Annotated in this window: 16 protein-coding genes; 7 read left to right on the top strand and 9 right to left on the bottom strand. The window is 63.3% G+C overall.

Annotation, left to right across the window (positions count from 1 at the left end; genetic code table 11):
- Positions 1-27 precede the first annotated feature (27 nt).
- The gene (locus BJI47_RS18420) at positions 28-252 is read left to right on the top strand and encodes an autophagy-related protein 2 (protein WP_088945094.1); all 225 of its coding nucleotides are present in this window, start codon (positions 28-30) and stop codon (positions 250-252) included.
- A gap of 1 nt (position 253) precedes the next feature.
- Here BJI47_RS18420 and BJI47_RS18415 read toward each other — a convergent pair whose 3' ends face one another.
- A complete protein-coding gene (locus tag BJI47_RS18415; RefSeq protein WP_088945093.1) occupies positions 254-643 on the bottom strand; it encodes an SRPBCC family protein in 390 nt (129 codons plus the stop codon).
- Positions 644-724: 81 nt separating this feature from the next.
- Between BJI47_RS18415 and BJI47_RS18410 the strand changes: the two genes are divergently transcribed.
- Complete coding sequence (locus BJI47_RS18410) at positions 725-1,378, top strand: DUF1707 domain-containing protein (protein WP_088945092.1); 654 nt, start codon at positions 725-727, stop codon at positions 1,376-1,378.
- Positions 1,379-1,468: 90 nt separating this feature from the next.
- Positions 1,469-3,382: a DUF2339 domain-containing protein gene (locus tag BJI47_RS18400; protein WP_176224951.1), complete on the top strand. Its 1,914-nt coding sequence runs from the start codon at positions 1,469-1,471 to the stop codon at positions 3,380-3,382.
- Positions 3,383-3,407: 25 nt separating this feature from the next.
- On the opposite strand, the gene BJI47_RS18395 is transcribed toward BJI47_RS18400, so the two are convergent.
- From BJI47_RS18395 to trmB, 5 genes are all read right to left on the bottom strand, one after another.
- The gene (locus tag BJI47_RS18395; RefSeq protein ID WP_125458756.1) at positions 3,408-5,327 is read right to left on the bottom strand and encodes an HNH endonuclease signature motif containing protein; all 1,920 of its coding nucleotides are present in this window, start codon (positions 5,325-5,327) and stop codon (positions 3,408-3,410) included.
- 48 nt (positions 5,328-5,375) lie between these two features.
- On the bottom strand, positions 5,376-7,571 hold the full coding sequence (locus BJI47_RS18390) for an MMPL family transporter (RefSeq protein WP_088945088.1): 2,196 nt from the start codon (positions 7,569-7,571) through the stop codon (positions 5,376-5,378).
- A gap of 227 nt (positions 7,572-7,798) precedes the next feature.
- Complete coding sequence (locus BJI47_RS18385) at positions 7,799-11,020, bottom strand: MMPL family transporter (protein WP_088945087.1); 3,222 nt, start codon at positions 11,018-11,020, stop codon at positions 7,799-7,801.
- The gene (locus BJI47_RS18380) at positions 11,021-11,725 is read right to left on the bottom strand and encodes an NYN domain-containing protein (RefSeq protein WP_088945086.1); all 705 of its coding nucleotides are present in this window, start codon (positions 11,723-11,725) and stop codon (positions 11,021-11,023) included. It abuts the gene before it with no gap.
- Positions 11,722-12,480, bottom strand: a complete 759-nt coding sequence (gene trmB / locus BJI47_RS18375) for a tRNA (guanosine(46)-N7)-methyltransferase TrmB (RefSeq protein WP_088945085.1) — start codon at positions 12,478-12,480, stop codon at positions 11,722-11,724. The genes BJI47_RS18380 and trmB overlap by 4 nt, the downstream gene beginning before the upstream one ends.
- A gap of 138 nt (positions 12,481-12,618) precedes the next feature.
- On the opposite strand from trmB, the gene BJI47_RS18370 reads away from it, so the two are divergent.
- The 4 genes from BJI47_RS18370 (at position 12,619) to BJI47_RS18355 (ending at position 17,742) form a co-directional block, all read left to right on the top strand.
- Positions 12,619-13,734, top strand: a complete 1,116-nt coding sequence (locus BJI47_RS18370; RefSeq protein ID WP_125458755.1) for a hypothetical protein — start codon at positions 12,619-12,621, stop codon at positions 13,732-13,734.
- Positions 13,731-15,263 (top strand): hypothetical protein, encoded by a 1,533-nt coding sequence (locus tag BJI47_RS18365; protein WP_088945083.1) that lies wholly within the window; start codon positions 13,731-13,733, stop codon positions 15,261-15,263. Before BJI47_RS18370 ends, BJI47_RS18365 begins: the two co-directional genes overlap by 4 nt.
- Positions 15,264-15,306: 43 nt before the next feature.
- A complete protein-coding gene (locus BJI47_RS18360) occupies positions 15,307-15,600 on the top strand; it encodes a DUF6802 family protein (RefSeq protein WP_088945082.1) in 294 nt (97 codons plus the stop codon).
- A gap of 309 nt (positions 15,601-15,909) precedes the next feature.
- Positions 15,910-17,742: a phosphoenolpyruvate carboxykinase (GTP) gene (locus BJI47_RS18355; protein WP_088945081.1), complete on the top strand. Its 1,833-nt coding sequence runs from the start codon at positions 15,910-15,912 to the stop codon at positions 17,740-17,742.
- A 163-nt stretch (positions 17,743-17,905) separates the two neighbouring features.
- Here the strand turns inward: BJI47_RS18355 and BJI47_RS18350 are convergent, their stop codons facing one another.
- The 3 genes from BJI47_RS18350 to BJI47_RS18340 all read right to left on the bottom strand — a co-directional run bounded on the left by BJI47_RS18350 (position 17,906) and on the right by BJI47_RS18340 (position 21,151).
- Positions 17,906-19,363, bottom strand: coding sequence for an aldehyde dehydrogenase (locus BJI47_RS18350; protein ID WP_088945080.1), 1,458 nt, complete (start codon positions 19,361-19,363; stop codon positions 17,906-17,908).
- Positions 19,364-19,434: 71 nt separating this feature from the next.
- Positions 19,435-20,322: an ROK family protein gene (locus BJI47_RS18345; RefSeq protein ID WP_088945079.1), complete on the bottom strand. Its 888-nt coding sequence runs from the start codon at positions 20,320-20,322 to the stop codon at positions 19,435-19,437.
- Between the two features lie 16 nt (positions 20,323-20,338).
- Entirely contained in the window at positions 20,339-21,151 is an 813-nt protein-coding gene (locus BJI47_RS18340) for a class I SAM-dependent methyltransferase (protein ID WP_088945078.1), read from the bottom strand.
- Positions 21,152-21,224: the final 73 nt, after the last annotated feature.

Raw genomic sequence — 21,224 nt, 5'->3', positions numbered from 1 at the left:
GCCGTCCACTCGGGGCAACCACACCCCATGAGTGAGACGGACAAGCCAGTGGACACGACGGTGGATCCGACCGAGAAGTCGGCAGGCCTCGATGCGGACGGTGCGCAGAGTGCAGCCGAGCGTGGGGAGGCCGTCCGCGAGTTCGACGACCACCTGGACGGGTCGGGCGACAACCCGACGTTCCCGACCCCTGATGCCGCGGAGGTCACCGACACCGAGACGGACCCGAAGACCACGACGCGGACCGAGTAGCTCAGCTCTTGACCAACTGGTTGAGGGCGAGCTTGGCGATCGGAACATACGGAAGCACCAGCCCGGGAAAGCCGTCGACCGTCAACCACGTCCGTGAGCCGGCCCGATGGGACTCGACGCCGTGGGTCAACGTCAAGCCCAGCACGCGGTTCTGCCACCAGGCCTGCCACGTCCAGGTGCGGGCCGCCTCGTCGACGGCGAGCACGCGGAAGTCGATCCGAATCCACAGTGGTCCCTCGACTCTGCCGGAGGTGTCGGCAACCAGCCGTTCGCCGTCGTAGTCGACACCGCTGATCTGTGGCGCCCACGTCGACCACAGATCGGGGTTCATGTAGCGCTCCCACGCCAACTCCGCGGGAGCCGGGCCTGTCGCGTCGATCGTGATCTCCATACTGCGAGCTGTACCCACGGGCCGGCCCAGCGAACCTTGCAGTGTGCGGCAGTCGCTTCGCGTGGGCATTATCCTGGTGTCATGGAGGCTAGAAACCTGCGAGTGTCGGATGCCGAAAAAGAACACGTCGGCGAGTTGCTGCAGCGTGCGGTGGGTCTGGGGATGCTGTCCCTAGGGGAGTTCACTGAACGTATGGACACTGCGCTTACCGCGAAGACGCGTGGTGAGCTGAACGCCGTCGTGGCGGATCTGCCCGGGATGCAGATAGCCGAGCAGTATCGGCCGACGGTCCCCGCAGCCTCGACGTCGTATCAGCAGGCCGTCCCCACCTACGACCGGGCGCATACGTTGTCGTGGGATCGAAGTCAGGCTTCGGTCGTCCGCGGCACGATGTCGACGGTGTCCCGCAAAGGTCCGTGGAACGTGCCACCCCGGATGACGATCGACAGCAAACTCTCGCAGGTCACGCTGGACTTCACGCAGGCAATCATGTCGACGCAGGTCGTCGAGATCATGGTGAGCGACTATTGCAGCACTATCTCGCTGATCCTGCCCCCAGCTGCTACCGCTGACCTCAACGGCCTCGAAACCGTCGGAGGGAATGCGAACAACAAGGTACGCACCGGCCCGCCGATCGGGCCGCTGCACATCATCGTGCGCGGGAAGGTCCGGTTCGGGACACTCACCGCCAAGCATCCACTGGGTACGTCGCTGAAACGGATGTTCGGCAACTGAGTGTTCTCGTAACGCAGTTCGGCAAACCCCTAGGTAATGAGGAGTAGAAATACTCAGCCGTTGCCGGGCACCGTCCGACATGATCTGTTCATGACGAATCCGCGTAGTGCCGGTGTCGATCCGCATTTGGTGGCGAGACTGTCAGGCCAGTTCGCTGCACTGGGGGAGCACCTCCGGCAGGTTTCCGGCGAACTCGGGCAGCTGCATTCGCAACTGGCAGCGCAGCAGACACCGGTTTTTCCTGTCCAGCCCCAGACATTTGTCCAGCCCCGTCCCTTCACTCCGCCCCAGCCTCAGCAGTTTGCCCAGCCTCAGCAGTTTGCCCAGCCTCAGCAGTTTGCCCAGCCTCAGCAGTTTGCCCAACCTCAGCAGCTTGCCCAGCCTCAGCAGTTTGCCCAGCCTCAGCAGTTTCCTCGACCGCCCCAGCCTGCGCCGCCCCGGCCTGCCGCGCCGAAGAAGGAGCCATGGTGGCAGCGGGACGGTGTGATCTCTCGGCTGCTCGCGATCGCTGGCGCCGGAGTGACGTTGGTCGGCATCGTAATGCTGCTGGTTCTGGCAGCGCAGGCAGGGTGGTTCGGGCCGGAGCTACGGGTCGGTGCGGGAGCGGCATTCTCGGTGGCGTTGGTGTACATCGGGTCCCGCGTTTTCGGTAGATCCGGCGGCAGGGTCGGCGGCATCGCCGTCGCGGCGACCGGAGTTGCTGGTCTGTATCTCGACGTCGTGGCCGTCACCGTGATCTACGGTTGGCTCGAGCCGGCTCTAGGTTTGGCCGGTGCCTTCGGAATCGCAGCGGCTGGTATCGCGCTGGCGGTGTCGTGGCGTTCGCAAGCGATGGCGGTGTTGATTCTTGCCGGTGTCGCCGTGTGTGCACCGGTGGTAAGCGGCGGAATCACGTTGCCGGTCATCGGTTTTTTCGCTGCTACGTTCATCGCGACCTTCCCCGCCCAGCTCGGACGTGACTGGCCGTTGTTGAATGTGGCGCGCACACTGCCGATCGTTGCCGCCACGTTGCTGGGAATAGCGGAGGCCTCGTCCTATGGAGTCGGGACCGGTGATGCCGTCACGCTGTTGTTCGTTGCATCCGTCGTCGCCGCATTCGGGTTGGGAAGCTCGCTCGAACTCCTTCGCCGCAACGCATCCGACACGATGGCATCGATGATGATGGCGCTTGCTGCACTGCCGATCCTCGTGGTGGGCACCCTGTTCGAGCGGTGGACACTCGCGCTGGTCGAACTCCTGGTCGCCGTTACCTGCGCGGCAACCATCGCCTTGGCACGCTGGTTGCCGGTGCATGCCAGGATTGTGCTTTCGCTTCTCGGCGCGGCGGCGTTGTTGCAGGCTGTTGTCGTTCCGACCGCAGTGGAGCTGCGTCCGCTCACGCTGTTGGCGGTCGCTGCTGCGGCGCTCGTTCTCGCGCACAAGCTCTCATCCAAGATTGCCTACTTCCTCGGCGGTGCTTTCGCCGCACTCGGAACCATCGGTTTCGTAGTCATCGCACCCGTCGACGGTCTTATGGATGCGGACTACGCCACCGGGCATTTCGGCATCGTGGTTGCTGGGTTGCTGTTGGTAGCGGTTGCGGCGGGACTGGTTCTGATTGCTGTCCAACTCGGAATCGTCGAGCAGAACGTGCAGTCTTGCTGGGTGTTCGCAGGCGTTGTCTCGCTCTACGGTCTGACGTCCGCGACGGTCGCGCTCGGAGTGGGAGCAATCGGTGGCACAACAGGATTCATCGCGGGTCACTGTGCGGCCACCATCGGATGGATGGCGGTGGCCATGGCATTGCTGATTATGGGCCTCCGGAGTGAGAAGTATGCGCACACAGCACTATTGGCGGGGCTTTCGCTGACGGGGGCCGCTGTGGCGAAGCTGTTCCTGTTCGATCTGGATGCTCTCGACGGTCTCTTCCGTGTCGGCGCCTTCATCGTCGTCGGACTTCTGTTGCTCTTCGCGGGCACCAGATACGCAAAGGTGTTCGCAGACCGCGAGGCTGAACAGGCATAACCCGAGACGGGACGAACCCGCCGGCTCAGTAGGGTGCTGGCCGGCGGCGTTCGCGGGCATCTTCAACAGCGCGGTGTTCCCGAAAGCGGCGGCGAAGCTCGCGGATTGTGGACCGAGCTTCGTCGGTGCCGGCCCGGGCAAGTTCGGAACGCGAGGGCGGGTGCGTGCGGGGAGGCATGTGTTTCTCCCACCAGGTCGGGCCGTCCGGGCGAGTCTCCGGGGGCACCGGATGCCTTTTGCGAACGCGAAGTGGCGGGGAATTCGGAACCGAGAGGCCGGGCAGCGTTATCCGTCGAGATCCGGCGTTGCCCGTCCACAGGATCGCGCCACCGGATAGCATCGCGCACGGCCACATGCGGGCAGTCTTCGCTTGATGATGACAAATACATACCGGGTGCAGATTGGACCCGACCGTCCATCCACCTGCCCGAGGATTGTCGTGGTCGAACGGGACGATGTGGTCGAGTTGGCACCGCGACGACGGCGTGTCGCAGCTCGAAAATGTGCACGTACGGTAAGCCATTCGGACCATCGAGGCCACGGCCCTCGAAGGCCGATACGGCAACGCTCCGGGCGGTGGATTCTCGAGTCCGCCGTGCCCGTCGGGGAACACCCCTGCAGCCTTCGATGGATCATGCTCGATCTCGCGCAGGAGTGAATCGACGTAGCGGCGCAAGGCAGAATCCTCCCCTGAGGTGTGCTGGTCGATCTGGTGTGGGCCTGGTCTAGGAACCTCCGCTGGCCCGCGAACTCTGCCGCGCCCGAGGATCCGCCGAAGTACCTGCTCGACCCGCGGTAAGGGCGACTCCGGCCCGTCATCGCGAGTGCCGTTCGATCCTGGATCCGATTGTTCGGCAACAGGATTGTCGTGCCCACAGTCGCGGAAGACGGTCTCGACGGAGTTGTCCTCTTTCGAGTCCTCCTCGTCGTTTGTGGGCAGGGCTGTTCTCTCGCGTGTCTCGTCACTGCCAGTTTCGGTGGCCGAGCCGGTGCTTCCACCTCGGTTTACTTCGAGTACCTCGACCAACTCGGTCAAGATTGCCTGCCACCGTGCGTCTTGGGCCAACATCCGCACCAGATCCGGATCCAATGCCGTCCCGTCGGGCAAGGTCGCCGGTGTCGAGGACAATCCCAACAGTGTTTCGACGTCGATGAGGATGTTGAGTAGATGACCGCGGCGCGGAGCGATCTCTTCCGCGACACCCGCAGCCGAACACTCCTCGGCGAACTCGCAGCGGCACGCCAAGGCACGCTCGCCGTACAGCGAAGCCAACAATCCATCCAAGCGGCGCTGCTGCCCGGTACGCGGATCCTTCTTGCATACGGTCGCGGCGATCTCCGAAATCAATGCCTCTGCCTCGGCCCCTTGCAGATCCGACATCTGCGCGCGCAGTACAGACATCCCGGTCCCATCCTCGTGGATATTGACTCCGGTCGACTTTGCCTTCGCTTCCGTCTGTGCCGCAGTCGCTTCCGCTCCGGCGAACTGCATCCACAAACTCCACACGCGGTTGCGCAAACGGCGTGGTGCCATACTTTCGGCTGCCGCGAGAGCTTGAAATTCGATTACCTTTACGGTGCGTGCGCTGGCTTTGCCGAGTACCGATGCCAACACCACTACGCGAGCCCAGTCGATGCCCCCGAATATCAACCGCAGCGCCGTCAACGGTAGATGGTTCAACGCCTCGGAGGTATCGAGGAGAGTGCGACCTGTCGACAGTGACACCGTCAGTTGTGTCGAGATCTCACAGAGCACTTCACGATGACACTCCGACGGATCTCCGCCGCACTCTTCGGCATCGGCGAGGCGGCGATCGAGGATCTCGCATACTGCCTCGACCAGGCGGCCGCGACGAACATTCTCCGCCGACGCACATTCGGTGAGGATGTAGAGCATGCCGCCAACCGCCTGGTCAGTGGTGTCGATGAACCCCGATCCGAACATACTGTCGAGTGTAACTTCTCCCACCGACACACACTCGAAACCCAGAGATCAACGTGCGCTTGTCGATTCTTGCCCAGTCGAAGTCTCGACGCTCTGATCCTCCAGGACCGGCTCGCCGAGGCCGGTTCGACGCTGGATGCGCTTCATCCATTCCGGTGCCCACCAACAGTTGTCGCCGAGAAGCTTCATGGTTGCCGGGACCAGGAACATGCGGATCACCGTCGCATCGATGATGAGCGCAGCAATCATGCCGAAGGCAATGTACTTCATCATCACCAGGTCCGAGAATGCGAACGAGCCCGTCACCACGATGAGTATCAGTGCTGCCGCGGTGATGATGCGTCCGGAATGTGAGGTGCCGATTCGGATTGCGTCGGTGGTGCTTGCACCCTTGTCTCGCGCCTCTACCATCCTCGAGAGCAGGAAGACTTCGTAGTCGGTGGACAGTCCGAAGACGATAGCGCCGATGAGAAGAAGAATCATTGCCATGATCGGACCCGGCGTGAAGTTCAACAACTCCGAACCGTGTCCGCCGATGAAGATCCACGTCAGAATGCCCATCGTCGCACCCAATCCGAGCGCGGTCATGAGCACGGCCTTGATCGGCAGAATCAGCGAGCCGAACGTCAGGAACATCAACAGCGTTACGATGAGGACTACCAGGATTGCGGTGATCGGCAGTCGATCCACCAGCGCACTGATCGAGTCCTGTTCTATCGCAGGTGTTCCCGTGATCTGGACGCTTGCGCCGTCCGGAACTTCGATGGCGCGCAGGTAATCGAGCGCAGGCTGGGAATCGTTGCGGTCCTCGAGGCCTGCCTTGAAGACGATGACACCGTCTTTGCTTGCACCGGTAGGTGTGAACTTCTCGACGAGTCCGGGAGCTTCGTTGGCTTGCTTGGTGATCTGCCCGAGGGATGCGCCCTGCGCGTTGGTTATCACCAGCTCGAGCGGCTCGGTGCGTTGTCCGGGGAACAGTTCGTCGAACTGAGATTGCGCCACACGCGTCGGGTTGTCGGGCGGAAGATACGTCTCGTTGATCCCACCGAATTCGATCCTTCCCACCGGAAGGGTCAGCACCAGCAGCGCGAGCACGATCGTGACGGCAACCTTGACGGGACGACGCGTCACCCAGGCGGTCAGCTTGCCCCACATGCCGTTCTCGATTTCCTCGGACGACTTGGTTTTACGCATGAACTTGAAGCCGAGTGCGTCGACGCGTGGACCGAGAACTGCAAGCAGCGCAGGTAGTACGGTCACCGCGACGAGAGCGGCCATCGCGACGGTCGCAATGGATCCGTATGCGACGGACCGAAGGAATCCATGCGGGAACAGCAGTAGGCCACCGAGACTGGCAACGATCATCGTCGCAGAGAACGCCACAGTGCGCCCCGCCGTCATCACCGTGCGGCGGACTGCATTTCGAGTCGAGTATCCGTCGCCCAGTTCCTCACGGAAGCGGGAGACGATGAAGAGTCCGTAGTCGATTGCAAGGCCGAGTCCGACCATCGACACCACTGGCGCCACGAACGTGTTGACTTCGGTGAAGTTGGTGAACAACTTGACGATTCCGTTGGCGCTGACCACCGTCAAAGCGCCGACGACGAGGGGGAGCGCAGCGGCGACGATTCCACCGAAGATGAAGAACAACAGCACAGCGACAGCAGGAATGGCGAGGATCTCCATTCGATGAATGTCGTCGGCCATCGTCGATTGCAAGGCCCCGGCAACCGCCTGGAGTCCCGCCACCTGGACGTCGACGCCATCGATGTAGAACGCGTCCTTGACGGCTTGGAAGTTGTTCGTCAGGGCCGTCTCGTCGTCACCCACTATCGCGATGCTGGTGACAGCGTGCTGTTTGTCCGTGGTTGCCAGTGCGGCTGCGCGGGCAGCACCGTCCACGGCGAAGTAGGTGCCGTTGATCTTGGCGATCTGGGCAGGGTGTTCTGCGACAAGCGAGTTCAGGTTGGCAGTGACCGCGGCAGTGAATTCAGGATCGTCCACCGTCTTTCCCTCGGGAGCGGTGTAGAGCACGATGACATCGCCCTCTGTGTCACGTCCGAACGTGTCGTCGGCGAACTGAGCAGCACGCACCGATTCCGAACCGGGGTCGTCGAAGCCGCCCTGGCTCAGTCGATTCTCGAATCCGACCCCGTACGCGGCCAAACCGAGAAGGCCGGCCACCATGACTCCGATGACCGTGAATCGCCAGCGGTGGACAAGATCTCCCCATCGGGCGAACACTCAGGTCACTCCTCGAAGTTCGGCAATGACAGCCATGCTTCCCCCATCTCGACGTAAGACACCACACCTCGCCCCAGGACTCGATCTGTGGTCGTGATCTTGCTTCCCAGGGGACAACGGTCGGAAAGAATGCAGCGTTCCCGAATTTCACGCTGTGAGATTCCACAGCGGTGTCTTACCTTCCCGGCACCGAGAGCGATCCAGGATGTGATTCGACTGCGGTAGGGCTACTTCCGACGCTCTCGTGCGAGGAGTTCGCTGACACTCAAGGCCTGCTGACCGCCGCGGTGGCGTCCACTATCGATATCGGCTTCCGAGGGATCAGGATTGACGGAATCGCTGATTCGACGTCGACCTTGCGACGGCGTGTCCGCGCCCGCTGTCGAGTCGGTGCGCTCGGGGTCTGTAGGTGTCGGCGGATCACTAGGAGTCTCATTGCGCCGGCCGGGCGCATTTCGAGTCGTGATGTCGTAGCGCGCACGCGGTTCGCTCGGGCGGGCACCGGCGTCGTCGCTACCAGCGGAACCGTTGGTGTGCGAGCCGTTGGTGTGCGAGGCGTTGGTGTGCGAGCCGTTGGTTGAGGATCCGTTGGTGGGGGATCCGTTGCGCGGAGACCCGTTGGTCTTGCGATCTTCGCCGAAGCCGCCGTCTCGGGTGTCGTCGCGGCTCCCACCGGTTCCGGTGCGCGAGCTGTCGGACTCACGGCCGGTCGAACGATTGCTGTAGGAGCCGTTACGGGCGCCGTTGGACACCGAGCGCTCGGCAGGCGCCGCTGTGGCTTCCTTCGGCGTTTCGGGAGAGTCGGTGGGCGCACGTAGATCTGCCAGCCAGCTCTCGATCGAGCGGACGTCCGGAGTGGCGGCCCGTACAGGTTCCGGGGTGCGGGGCGGCGGCTGCTGAACCACTGGCTGCTCAGGAATTACCGGCTGCTGCCGAACTACTGGCTGCTCTGGAACCACCGGCTGTTGCCGAACTGCCGGTCGCTCTGGAACCACCGGCTGTTGCCGAACTGCCGGCTTCTGGGGCTCCGATTGCGCGACGGGGGGAGCAGCCCGAACGATCTCGGCTGCCTGTGTATCTTCGGCTGGTGCGGTGGCAGGCTTGCCGGTCGCCGAACGCCGTTCTGCTTCTTTTGCTGCATAGGTCGATCGAACGGGGCCTGCGCTCGCAGGCGCGATCATCGGGATCGGTTCGGTCAGAGGTTCTGCGGCTCGTGGCGCCGGCCTCATCGGCGGCTTCACTGTGTTGACCGGGCGTCCGCCGACGAGTGCGAGCTCGGGGACGTCGTCCGGCATCAGCTCGTCCTCGAGGATCGTCTCGCCGAGTCCGAGCCGCTGCTGAATTCGCTTCATCCACTGTGGCGCCCACCAGCAGTCGTCGCCGAGCAGTTTCATGGTGGCAGGGACGAGGAACATACGGATGAGCGTCGCGTCGATGATGAGCGCGGCGATCATGCCGTAAGCGATGTACTTCATCATCACCAGGTCGGAGAACGCGAATGCGCCGGTCACGACGATGAGGATCAGGGCGGCCGCGGTGATGATTCGGCCGGTGTGCGAGGTTCCGATGCGGATTGCCTCGCTGGTGCTGGCTCCCTTTTCGCGTGCTTCGACCATGCGTGAGAGGAGGAAGACTTCGTAGTCGGTTGATAGTCCGAAGACGATGGAAATGATCAACACCAACACTGGTGCCATGATCGGCCCGGGCGTGAAGTTCATGAAGCTCGCGCCGTTGCCGTCGATGAAGATCCATGTCAGGATGCCCATCGTCGCGCCCAACCCGAGGGTCGTCATGAGGACAGCCTTGATCGGCAACACCAGCGATCCGAAGGTCAAGAACATCAACAGCGTCACTATGAAGATGACCAGAAGAGCCATCAGCGGCAGGTTGTCGATGAGGGCGGCGATGCTGTCCTGCTCGATCGCAGGCGTTCCCGTCACCATCACTGTGGCCCCGGCGGGCACGTCGATACTTCGCAGATAGTCGATGGCGGGTTTGGAGTCGTTTCGGTCGACGAGGCCGGCCTTGAAGACGATGACGCCGTCTTTGCTCGCGCCGTCGGGAGCGAACTTCTCGATGAGCCCGGGGGCCTCGTTGGCCTGCTTGGTGATCTGCGCGAGAGACGAGCCTTGAGCGTCGGAAATGATCAGCTTGAGCGGTTCGGTACGCAACCCTGGGAACAGTACGTCGAACTCGCCCTGTGCTTCACGAGTGATGTTGTCGGGCGGCAGGTAGGTCTCGTTGATTCCACCGAACTTGATGTTGCCGACGGGCAGTGTCAGCAGCACCAGGCCGAGCACGATCGGGATCGTCACCTTGAGTGGGTTCTGCATGACCCAGCGGGTCAGCTTGCCCCACATGCCGTTCTCGATTTCCTCGGACGACTTGGTCTTGCGCATGAACTTCAAACCCAGCGCGTCGACGCGTGGGCCGAGGATCGCGAGCATTGCGGGCAGAATCGTGATCGCTGTCAGTGCGGCGAGCGCGACGGTGGCGATCGAGCCGTAGGCAACAGATTTGAGGAAGCCCTGCGGAAAGAGCAGTAGGCCGCCCAACGAGGCGACGATCATCGTCGCCGAGAAGACCACGGTGCGGCCTGCGGTCATGACGGTGCGTCGGACAGCTTGGGTGGTCGAATAGCCGTCGCCGAGCTCTTCTCGGAACCTGGACACGATGAAGAGCCCGTAGTCGATCGCCAAGCCCAACCCGACGAGAGAGACCACCGGTGCAACGAAGCTGTTGACCTCGGTGAAGTTGGTGAAAACCTTGACGATTCCGTTGGCTCCGACGACCGTGAGCCCGCCGACGATCAAGGGCAGCGCGGCGGCTACGACGCCACCGAAGATGAAGAAGAGCAGGACCGCGACGGCGGGAATGGCGAGCAGTTCCATCCGCTGGATATCCCCGGCCATGGTGGACTGCAACGCTCCGGCGACTGCCTGCAGACCGGTGACCTGCACGTTGACGCCGTCGACGTAGAAGACGTCCTTGATCTTCTGAAAATTGTTGGTCAGCTCGGTGTCGTTGTCACCGACGATCGCGATACTGGCGATGGCGTGGGTTCTGTCCGGGGTGGCCAGCGCCGGGGCGCTGACGGCGTTGTCGACCTTGAAGTAGGTGCCATTGATCTTGGATATCTGGTCGGGATGTTCGCCGACGAGAGAGTTGAGGCTGTCGGTGACCTTCGCGTTGAAGTCCGGGTCGTCGACGGTCTTACCTTCGGGCGCGGTGTAGAGAACGATCACATCGCTGGACTGATCACGCCCGAAGGTCTCGTCGGCGAGGCGAGCGGCCTGGGCCGACTCCGAACCCGGGTCGTCCCAGCCGCTCTGGCTCAGATGGTCGTTGAGATCCAACCCGTACGCTGCGAAGCCCAGAAGCCCGGCCACCATGACTCCGATGACCGTGAACCGCAAGCGGTAGACGAGATCTCCCCATCTGGCGAACACTTAAGAAACTCCTTGACGCCCGACGAGAAGGGCGGACAGTGGTCGGAACGGCTGCAGCCATGCGCCTTCGTCCGGCAGCGAGTCGAGACTCACGCGAGGCAGAGACTCACGGAAGACTCCGGGAATGTCCTCGAGGTCGAGGAATTCCAGGGTCTCCGATGTGACCGCCCAGCTTGCGTGCTCACGGAACCCGAGCACCTGAACGGGCACACCAGTTGCGGCGATGTTCTCCAGTGGCTCACGAAAGGCCTGGCCATCCGCCGAAGCGACCATGACTCCGGCCAGCCCGCCACCGCGATTGCGAAACTCGATGTGGTCGAGCATGTCGTCGTCGACGTCACTGTCTTCGTCCACCTTGGGCTTGGCGAACACCGCGAAACCCACGTTACGCAACGCTTCGACCCAGGGGCGAACGACATCGGCGCTGCCTGGGGCGATATTGGTGAAGACGGTTGCCTCGGCTTCGAGAATCCCCGAACCGTTCGTCGACAGTTCGGCGGTGCGCTGCAACAGCCATCGGCCCAGCGCATCGAACCGTGGACGGTACGCCGCAGTCGGCCTACCGCCGAGAATTGCGCCGAGCCCCATGTCGAGGTTGGGGGCATCCCACACCAGAAGTACTCGTTTGTTGTGATGAGAATCACTTGTGTCGAGGGCGGGTATGGGAGCGAAAGCTGTATTCGAGACTTCTTCGCTGACGCTCATGGTGTGATCTTCCCCCATATCAACTCCGTCACCGAGCTGCCCACAAGTTGGGCTTTGCCCTCGAACTTGGTGACGGGTCGCTCGTGTGTCATCGGAGACTCCCAATCGAGAACGGTCAGCGACGGTTCTGCGTTCCCGGCCTCGGCGATCCATTCTGCATACTCGGCGTGATCGGTCGCGACGTGCAGAACTCCACCCGGCTTCAACCGATCGGCGATCATCGCGAAGGTCGGGGCCTGCAGTAGCCGTCGTTTGTGGTGGCGGACCTTGGGCCAGGGATCCGGAAAGAACACCCGGACGCCCGTCAACGATTCCGAGGTCAGCATGTTCTCCAACACGTCCATCGCATCGCCACGAAGTAGACGTATGTTGTCGATCTCTTCGCGCTCGATCTGCTGCAGCGTCTGAGCGAGGCCGGGACGGTAGACCTCGACCGCCATCAAATTCACGTGCGGTTCGGCCTGAGCCATCGCGGTCGTGGCGGTACCAGTTCCGGATCCGATCTCGAGGATCGCCGGCCCTGGACGGCCGAACCAACCGTCGATGTCGATGAGTTCGTCGGCGACATCGCGGCCGATCTTCGGCCACAGCGTGTCCCAGGTGGTCTGCTGCGCGGCGGTCAAAGCTCCGCGCCGGGAGCGAAAGCTCGTCACCCTCGGGTACAGCCGAGACCCTCGATTTTGGCCCTGGTTGTCCCCTGGTTCGAGGTTCGGCGTGGTGCTTCGTGCGTCGTTCACTGGACCATTGTCGCCCATCGGGCGAGTGTGTGACAGATGGGTCTGGAGTTGAAGTTGAGACTTTGTGTGTAGATGCAGGCCAGCGGGTGTCTGCCGTGAAAAGTTTTTGGCTGGTCTGTGTCAGAATCGGTCCGCACGACGGGTTGGGACCCCGTCGTGAGCGCAAAACCCGGTTACGTGCAGCAATCTCGGTGGGGGGACGTCATGAGCGGAGTGAACCAGGGCCGAATGCGCTCTCTTGCGTCGAGTGTGTCCGAGCGCGATCCAGGTTCGGGCCGCGAGATCGGTCTCGCCCTCGACCGCTGCTTCGCCCCAATTCGGATTCAAGTGTCCGGCCGGGTCGGGGTGGGCAAGTCCTCGGTGCGTGCGGTGCTGACTGCATCCGCTGTTTCCGGGCCGGCCGATGCCGGGTGGGAAGACGTCGAGATCACCGAGACCGCTGCGATGGACGTGCCGAGCGCACCAGACCCTGATCTCGACGGGGACATAGTGGTCTATGTGCTCACGAGTGGTGCCCAGAAGGCGGATGTCGACGCTGTGGCGTCGGCGTCGGCGTCGCACGTGGTGCCGGTACTGGCCAAGGCCGACACCGTCGACGATCTTGCTGGGGCACTCGACCGGCTGACGTCCGCGGTCGGTAGCGAAGTGCTGCCGCTGATGGGAACGATGGCCCGGACGGTGTCGGAGCGAGAGCCGAAGTCCTTCGAGATGCTGCGCCGCGCGGCTCCGCACCTTTCCTCGGACATGTTGCTGACGCGGGAAAGGTTTCTGCGCGCCGATATTTCCCCCGCGTCGGTCTCGCGTGAAGCGCCGACTGCGGCCGAGCGGGACGATCTTGTCGAGCAGATCGAAATACTCGGTGTGCGTACCGTCGTAGATGCTCTGCGCTCCGATCCCACGATGGATGACGTGCAGATTCGGCTCATGCTGCTCGGTGTCAGTGGAGCAGCGCCGTTCATCGAAGCCGTGCGGCGGAGCGTCGAGCGGGTGCGCACCGAAAGGCAGGCCCGCCTACTGCACCGGTTGACCGAACTCGTTGCCGAGCATCCGGCGAGCGCCGAGGAACTCGAGACCTTCCTGGCCTCCGACGAGGCAGTCCTGGCGATCATGCGGTCGGCGTTGGATGCGCTCGACGAGACGGTGGAGCCCGGGGGCGAGGTCGAATCGGCCGCACTGTGGCTTGCACGCGCACAGTCCGCCGAGGATCCGAACTACAGCCGGGCAGCGCACGCGATCTCGCGGGGATATCTACGAATGCGAGCCCGCTCGTGATCGACGTACCCGCAGACATGGACAGCGTCGTTCGCCGGTGGTACCCGACCGGAACGGACGACATCGCGAACGCACGACGCGCGGATCCCCGCGGCGTCTATCTCTCCGGCGTCGGTGGATCGGGCGTCTCCGCCGTCGAGAAGGAGTTGGCCGTCGCAGCAGACGGGGTACTCGAGTGGGCTCATGACGTCACCACGGCAGCGGTAGTGGTGTACGTGCTCGACGCGTCTGCACCTCTCGGCCGCGACGCCCTGGCCGAGCTGGCGCCAGCGTTGGAGTCGACGACCGTGGCTGTGGTGATCAACAAGATCGATGCCCACCGAGATTGGCGTGAGGTTCGGCGATCGGTGTCGGCAGTGATCAGCGACTGCGTTCCCCGCGCTGTCGACGTGTCACTGTGGCCCACCTCCGCCAAGCTCGCAGAGTGCAGCCGCACCTCGGCAGATCGTGACGCGCGCGCCTCTCTCGCGGACGAGTCGGGCATCGATGCGCTGGGGGCCTTCGTCTGCTCAGCGATGATGCAGGCGGACCACGCGGTGCGCGAGCGGAAGTACAACGCAGCAGTACGTGCGGCCGCCGCGGGTGCGCGTCGCGAGATCGTGAACAAGGCGCGGGCAGTCACGAGCGCGTCGGCGACAGCCGGGTTGCGGGCAGAGCGAGCTCGTCTCGCCGACTCACGTGATCGCGGGCGGACCGACCGCGCTGCAACGTTGCGTAGCAGGCTTCAGCTGACCCGCGCGGAAACGATGCACGAGATCAACGAGGCGATACGCCAATTCACCTCTCATGCAAGAGAATCCGCCGATGCGGCAAGTAGAGCGGAACTTTCGCAACTACCCGCACATCTGACTCGGCTGCTCGAACGCGCCAGAGAAGGGGTGGAATCCTCGTTGGTGACGAGACTGCGCTCGATCGATGCCGATCTCGGTTTGGGTGCGGAAGTGCCCGGTCGGGTCGAGGCTCGGACCGAGATCGAGGAACCGGCCTCGCGTCGCCGAAGCATGGAAGACCGCATCATGATCTTCGTCGGTGCATCCGCCGGTGTCGGGTTGGGTCGGATTGCGGTGTCGCCGTTGTCGATGGTGCCCGCGCTGGCGATTGCCGTCATTCCTGTCTCGCTGATACTCGGCGCCCTCGCTGCCTGGTGGCTGGTGCGCTCACGCTCGCTGGTTGCCGATCGGGTACATGTGCGTTCGTGGGCGTACGAGAGGGCAGGATCGGCCAAGTCGTTGTGGGAGCAGAATGTGCTCGCCCGGATCCTCGCCGCCGAAACCGCGTTCGCGCAGGCGGAAGGTGAGACTTCGCGTGCGATGGCGATCTCGGCCGAGACCGAACTCGGACGAGTCGAGGCCGCGCTGAGAGGTGCCGCGCAACATCGGGCGACGGTTCTCGCGGCGTGCGACAGGGACCTTGCATCGCTGGATCGCGGAATCGAGAAGTTCGACGTGTCCGGCCCTGCGAACAGTCACCGGAAATCCCTCGAGTCGAGGGTGGAACCGACGCGTTCCGCGGCGCGTCTGAACAGATAGGGGCGCGACAGTACTACTCGTACGAGACATCGAGGTGGGGACCATGGACTTTACCGACGCGTTCTTTGTAGACGCGAGCACCACGGCCGACCACGATGAACCGTCGGATGGGCTCTCGACCCAGATGTTCGACGTCGACGGCGATGGGTTCGACGAGACTCGGGTCACCCACACCGATGCAGGCGTGACCATTGCACGCGATGCCGACGCCGACGGCATGATCGAAACGTTCACAAGCTTCGGACGTGACGGCGGTTACCAATCCTGGGAGATATTTCGTACCGCCGACGGATCTTCGCGGTGGGAGCGCACCGATTCGGGCGAGATTTTCGATTAGTTGTAGTTGATCGTTCTTCCATGTCAGTACCGGTAACCGCGTCGGCGCGAATCGACTTTCCATCAGCTGAATCGTTCTTGTGACCAATCGGACAACACCCCGGTTCCGGAACAGCGTCACTCGGCGTTAACCTGAGACCAGGACACCCGGCGCCCGTGTTCTCGATTGACGTGACCGGTAGGATGCGGTATACGCAATTCGGCAATCGGGCAGCGCCCCACAGAAAGGGATGATCAGGTTTGCTTGTGCCGCTGCTCAGCCCGGCAGCGACGAAGTGTATCTGGTTCCGGCTCACCCCAGGAGAGTTAGATGACCTCAGCGACCATTCCCGGTTTGAACGGCACTGATGCCGCACTTCCCACCCAACACAAGGAACTTCTTGCGTGGGTGCGGGGAGTAGCAGAACTCACCGAGCCGGAGCGGGTGGTCTTCGCTGACGGATCCGACGAAGAGTGGGAGCGGCTCACCACACACTTGGTGGACGCAGGCACCTTCACGCGGCTCAACGACGAAAAGAAGCCGAACTCGTTCCTCGGCAATTCCGATCCAACCGACGTTGCACGCGTCGAGTCGCGGACCTACATCTGTTCCAAGGAAGAGATCGACGCAGGCCCCACCAATAATTGGATGGACCCGTCGGAGATGCGCGAGCTGATGACCGGGCTCTACCGCGGCAGCATGCGCGGACGAACCATGTACGTCGTCCCGTTCTGCATGGGCCCGCTCGCTGCAGAGGACCCCAAGTTGGGTGTGGAGATCACCGACTCGGAGTACGTCGTCGTCTCGATGCGCGTCATGACTCGCATGGGCTCGGTAGTACTGGACAAGCTCGGCAACGACGGCTTCTTCGTCAAGGCGCTGCACTCGCTCGGCGCTCCGCTCGCCGACGGCCAGGACGACGTCCCGTGGCCGTGCAACAGCACCAAATACATCACGCATTTCCCCGAGGATCGCGAGATCTGGAGCTACGGCTCCGGTTACGGCGGCAACGCTCTGCTGGGCAAGAAGTGCTACTCCCTGCGTATTGCGTCGGCAATGGCTCACGACGAGGGCTGGCTCGCCGAGCACATGCTGATCCTCAAGCTGATTTCGCCGGAGGACAAGGCCTACTACATCGCCGCGGCGTTCCCGTCCGCATGTGGCAAGACCAACCTCGCAATGATTCAGCCGACCATTCCGGGCTGGCGCGCCGAGACCATCGGTGACGACATCGCCTGGATGCGCTTCGGCAAGGACGGCCGTCTCTACGCCGTCAACCCCGAATTCGGCTTCTTCGGTGTCGCACCCGGAACCAACTGGGATTCCAACCCCAACGCGATGAAGACCATCGATCAGGGCAACTCGTTGTTCACCAACGTGGCACTGACCGACGACGGCGACGTGTGGTGGGAGGGCCTCGAAGGAGACCCGCAGCATCTGATCGACTGGAAGGGCAACGACTGGACGCCCGAGTCCGATCAGAACGCCGCACACCCGAACTCGCGCTACTGCGTGCCCATGGCTCAGTGCCCGTCGATGGCCGCCGAGTGGGACGACCCGGAGGGTGTGCCGATTTCGGCCATCCTGTTCGGTGGGCGTCGCAAGACGACGGTTCCGCTGGTCACCGAGGCTCGCGACTGGCAGCACGGCGTGTTCATGGGTGCCACCGTCGGATCCGAGCAGACAGCAGCAGCAGAGGGCACGGTCGGAACCATCCGCCGCGACCCGATGGCCATGCTCCCGTTCCTCGGCTACAACGTCGGTGACTACTTCCAGCACTGGATCGACCTCGGCAAGAACGCCGACGAGTCGAAGCTCCCGAAGGTGTTCTACGTCAACTGGTTCCGCCGCGGCGACGACAAGCGCTTCCTCTGGCCAGGATTCGGCGAGAACTCCCGCGTCCTGAAGTGGATCGTGGAGCGCATCGAGCACAAGGCCGAAGGCGTCGAGACGCCCATCGGTGTCGTCCCGACAGCAGCTGCACTCGACATCACGGGCCTCGACACCACCGTCGAAGACGTCGCCGAGGCACTGGCGGTGAACGTCGACGAATGGAAGGCCGAGATCCCACTGATCGAAGAGTGGTTCGAGTTCGTCGGGGAGAAGCTTCCCACCGGTATCAAGGACGAGTTCGAAGCGCTGAAGCAGCGTCTGGGCGCATAGTCCGACAGTAAGAAGCGGGGCGCACCCTTTTGGGTGAGCCCCGCTTCGTTTTTATGTCGGTGGTGTCGGTGGTGTCGGTGGCGTCCGGTGGCGGAATTTACCCCCGCTGTTGGGATCAACTAGGGGAGCGGATTGTCAGACGCCGAACCGCTGCCTGCGGGAATCAAGCAGTCGGCGCCACGTACCCCGGCGGCATGAGGACCGACTTGAGTTCGCAGTACGCCTCGAGGCCTTCCGGGCCGCTTTCGCGTCCGATGCCGGAGTTCTTGTAGCCACCGAACGGGGCGCTGGGATCGAATGCGTACCAGTTGATCGCCGACGTGCCCGTGCGGATCTGTGCGGAGACCTCGACGCCGTGTTCGATGTCGGTGGTCCAGACCGATCCGGCGAGGCCGTAGGTGGAGTCATTGGCGATCTTGATGGCTTCGTCTTCGGAGTCGTAGGGAATGACCGCGAGGACCGGGCCGAAAATTTCTTCCTGGGCGATCGTCATCGAGTTGTCGACATCGGCGAAGATGGTCGGCTCGACGTACCAGCCTTTGTCCAAACCCTCCGGGCGTCCGCCGCCGAGGACGAGACGTGCACCTTCTTCGTTTCCCTTCGCGATGTATGCCTCGACGCGGTCGCGCTGCTTCTCCGAGATGAGGGGGCCGAGTTGTGTTGCCGGGTCCGTCGGATCGCCCATCTTCATCCAGCCGGCTCCCGCGACCATGGCGTCGACGATCTCGTCGTAGCGCGAGCGCGGGGCGAGGATGCGAGTCTGTGCGACGCAGGCCTGCCCGCTGTTCATGAGGCCGGACAGCAGCAGCATCGGGATCGCCGACGCGATGTCCACGTCTTCGAGCAGGATTGCTGCGGACTTTCCGCCGAGTTCGAGTGAGCATCGTTTGAGTTGCTGCGCGGCGGTTGCGCCGATGCTGCGGCCGACGTCGGTGCTGCCGGTGAAGGTGACCTTGTCCACGAGTGGGTGCGCGGTGAGGTACTTGCCTGTCTCGGCACCACCGGGAAGGACCGAGAGCACGCCTTCCGGTAGTCCGGCCTCGGTCAGGAGGTCGGCGAGGAGGTTGGCAGACAGGGGTGTTTCGGGAGCGGGCTTGAGCAACACCGAGCAGCCGGCGAGCAGTGCGGGCGCCAGCTTGTTGATCGCAAGGAACAGTGGGACGTTCCAGGCGATGACGGCTGCGACGACGCCGACGGGTTCGCGGGTGATGTTGGATTGGCCGAATGCTCCGTGACGGGATTCCTTCCAGGGGAAGGTCTCGGCGAGCGAAACGTAGTAGTTGAGCGCAGCCAGTGCGGGAGTCTGTTGCAGCATCCCGACCATGGCGTGCGGGGCACCCATTTCGCCCGAGATGACCTCGGTGAGCTCGGCGCTCCGTTCCTCGATCAGCTTGGCGAAGTTCGCGAGCACCTGCGCTCGTTCAGTGGGGGATGATCGGGCCCAGGGGCCGGAGTCGAAGGCTGTGCGCGCGGCCTGTGCCGCCGCGTCGATATCTACGGGGGCGGCGACGGGAGTCCTCCCGACGCGCTCTTCGGTGGCGGGTGAAAAGACGTCGAGCGTCTCCTCGGTTGACGGTGCGGTCCAGTGCCCGCCGATGAACAGCTTGGCGAAGTCGGTCATGGATCGAGACTAGAACACGTTGCAGTGATTCGGAAGGATTCGACTGATGCCTACGTGCGAGCGCAGCTGGATCAGGTGGCCGAGGCCGCAAGTACCGCAGCCCCGGTCAACGTCCCTACCGCACCCAGTTTCGCCGGCACGATCGTGAGCCCGTCGAGGAACCTCAGCCGCGCATGCAGCGCCGCGGACTCTTGGATCGGATCCCACAGCGGTGGGCCTGCCTGCGCAAACCCTCCGCCGATGACCACGAGCTCGACATCGACCAGGGCAGCGGCCGACGCGATCGCCTGACCCAGCGCTACGCCCGCGCGCTGCAATGTCGTCACCGCTACGACGTTTCCGTTCGCGGCATCCTCGGCGAGCTCGGCGCCGGTGGTGCCGGTCCAGCCTTGTTCTTGCGCCCATCCGACCGCAGACGGGCCGCTCGAGACGGTCTCCACACATCCGAGACCGCCGCACGAGCAGTAGGCCGTCGAACCGGGGACGACGATGTGGCCGATGTGGCCGGCATTTCCGCTGCGGCCGTGCACAATCTCGCCGCCGAGCACCAGACCGCCTCCGACTCCGGTGGAGACGACCACGCTGATGAGGTTGTCCACGCCTTGTGCGGCACCGAACCGATGTTCGCCGAGTGCCGCGCACCCACCGTCACCGGCCAGGCGTGTCGTGGCGTCGGGAAACTTCTTGGCGATTTCCTCGGTGAGGCCGAAACCGCCCTTCCACTCGTCGATGTTGATCGGTGCGACCGTCCCGGCGACCAGGTCGACCGGGCCTGCGCACGCAATACCGATGGCGGCGATATCCGATCCCGCTACGACCGTGTCGAGCAACTCGGAACAGGCCTGCCACACATCGACTTTCGGGGTGGAAACGACGAGAGCCTCACCGGGTCTACCGTCGGCGTCGACGATCGCCGCAGTGATCTTGGTGCCCCCGATGTCCAATGCCAACGCTGTCATATGTCCCAAACTACTGTCAGCGTGCGTCGGCGCGCAGGACCACGACGAGGTTGCTGGCAAGAAATTCGCGAAGTACCGGAACACGGATCATCCACCACGCCCATTTCGGGTGGTAGCGCGGAAATGCGGCCAGCACAGTGCCCTGCGTAGTCTCGCGGGCCCACCGCAGTCCCTCCGATGCTCCGACGTCGAACAGGGATTCACCGAAACGATTCTTGGGTTCGCGGCCGTGCTTGCGAAGGTATCTGCGGGCTGCGAACTCGCCGCCGAAGTAGTGCCAGGGACCGGTTTCGTGGCCGCCGAACGGCCCTCTCCACAGCGTGTACGACAGGACCATCAACCCACCGGGTTTGGTGACACGTAACATTTCCTCGGCCATGACCCACGGATGCCGCACGTGTTCGGCGACGTTCGAGGAAAAGCACACGTCCACGCTGTCGTCCCGAAACGGCAACGCCATTCCCGATCCGCGGACGCTGCCGTGCACGTTCAGACCGGCAGCGTGCATCTCTGTCGGATCCGGTTCGACGGGGATGTACCGAGCTCCGCTGGCGCGGAAGACGTCCGCGAAATAACCGGGCCCGCCGCCGACGTCCATGACCACGCGATCCTCGAGAATGTTGCCGGTCAGACCCTGGTACAGATCACTGATGAGTTCGACGGAATCGCGGGCCAGGGCGCTGTAGAAGATGTCGGGAGAGCTCTGCTCGTGTCCGAAATCCCGAAGCAGGCTCACCGATCGGCGAAGGGTCGCGCGCTGGGCGAAGAAGTGGGTTACGGGTCGCTCGACACGGCGAGAGCTCGCGAATCGACCCTGACGACGTGGCACGTTGCAAAAGAGTAGGGGAATACACCCTGTCGCGACGCCGCGGGGCGGGTGAACCGTTAAGGTGTCGGAAGTT

The organism is Rhodococcus sp. 1168 (assembly GCF_002091955.1).
GTDB lineage: Bacteria > Actinomycetota > Actinomycetes > Mycobacteriales > Mycobacteriaceae > Rhodococcoides.
This window is presented reverse-complemented; position numbering and strand designations above follow the sequence as displayed.

Coding starts and splice junctions, on each gene's coding strand:
- BJI47_RS18355 (WP_088945081.1), top strand. CDS start 15,910: ATGACCTCAGCGACCATTCCCGGTTTGAACGGCACTGATGCCGCACTT.
- BJI47_RS18415 (WP_088945093.1), bottom strand. CDS start 643: ATGGAGATCACGATCGACGCGACAGGCCCGGCTCCCGCGGAGTTGGCG.
- BJI47_RS18345 (WP_088945079.1), bottom strand. CDS start 20,322: ATGACAGCGTTGGCATTGGACATCGGGGGCACCAAGATCACTGCGGCG.
- BJI47_RS18350 (WP_088945080.1), bottom strand. CDS start 19,363: ATGACCGACTTCGCCAAGCTGTTCATCGGCGGGCACTGGACCGCACCG.
- BJI47_RS18420 (WP_088945094.1), top strand. CDS start 28: ATGAGTGAGACGGACAAGCCAGTGGACACGACGGTGGATCCGACCGAG.
- BJI47_RS18410 (WP_088945092.1), top strand. CDS start 725: ATGGAGGCTAGAAACCTGCGAGTGTCGGATGCCGAAAAAGAACACGTC.
- BJI47_RS18395 (WP_125458756.1), bottom strand. CDS start 5,327: ATGTTCGGATCGGGGTTCATCGACACCACTGACCAGGCGGTTGGCGGC.
- BJI47_RS18400 (WP_176224951.1), top strand. CDS start 1,469: ATGACGAATCCGCGTAGTGCCGGTGTCGATCCGCATTTGGTGGCGAGA.
- BJI47_RS18360 (WP_088945082.1), top strand. CDS start 15,307: ATGGACTTTACCGACGCGTTCTTTGTAGACGCGAGCACCACGGCCGAC.
- trmB (WP_088945085.1), bottom strand. CDS start 12,480: ATGGGCGACAATGGTCCAGTGAACGACGCACGAAGCACCACGCCGAAC.
- BJI47_RS18380 (WP_088945086.1), bottom strand. CDS start 11,725: ATGAGCGTCAGCGAAGAAGTCTCGAATACAGCTTTCGCTCCCATACCC.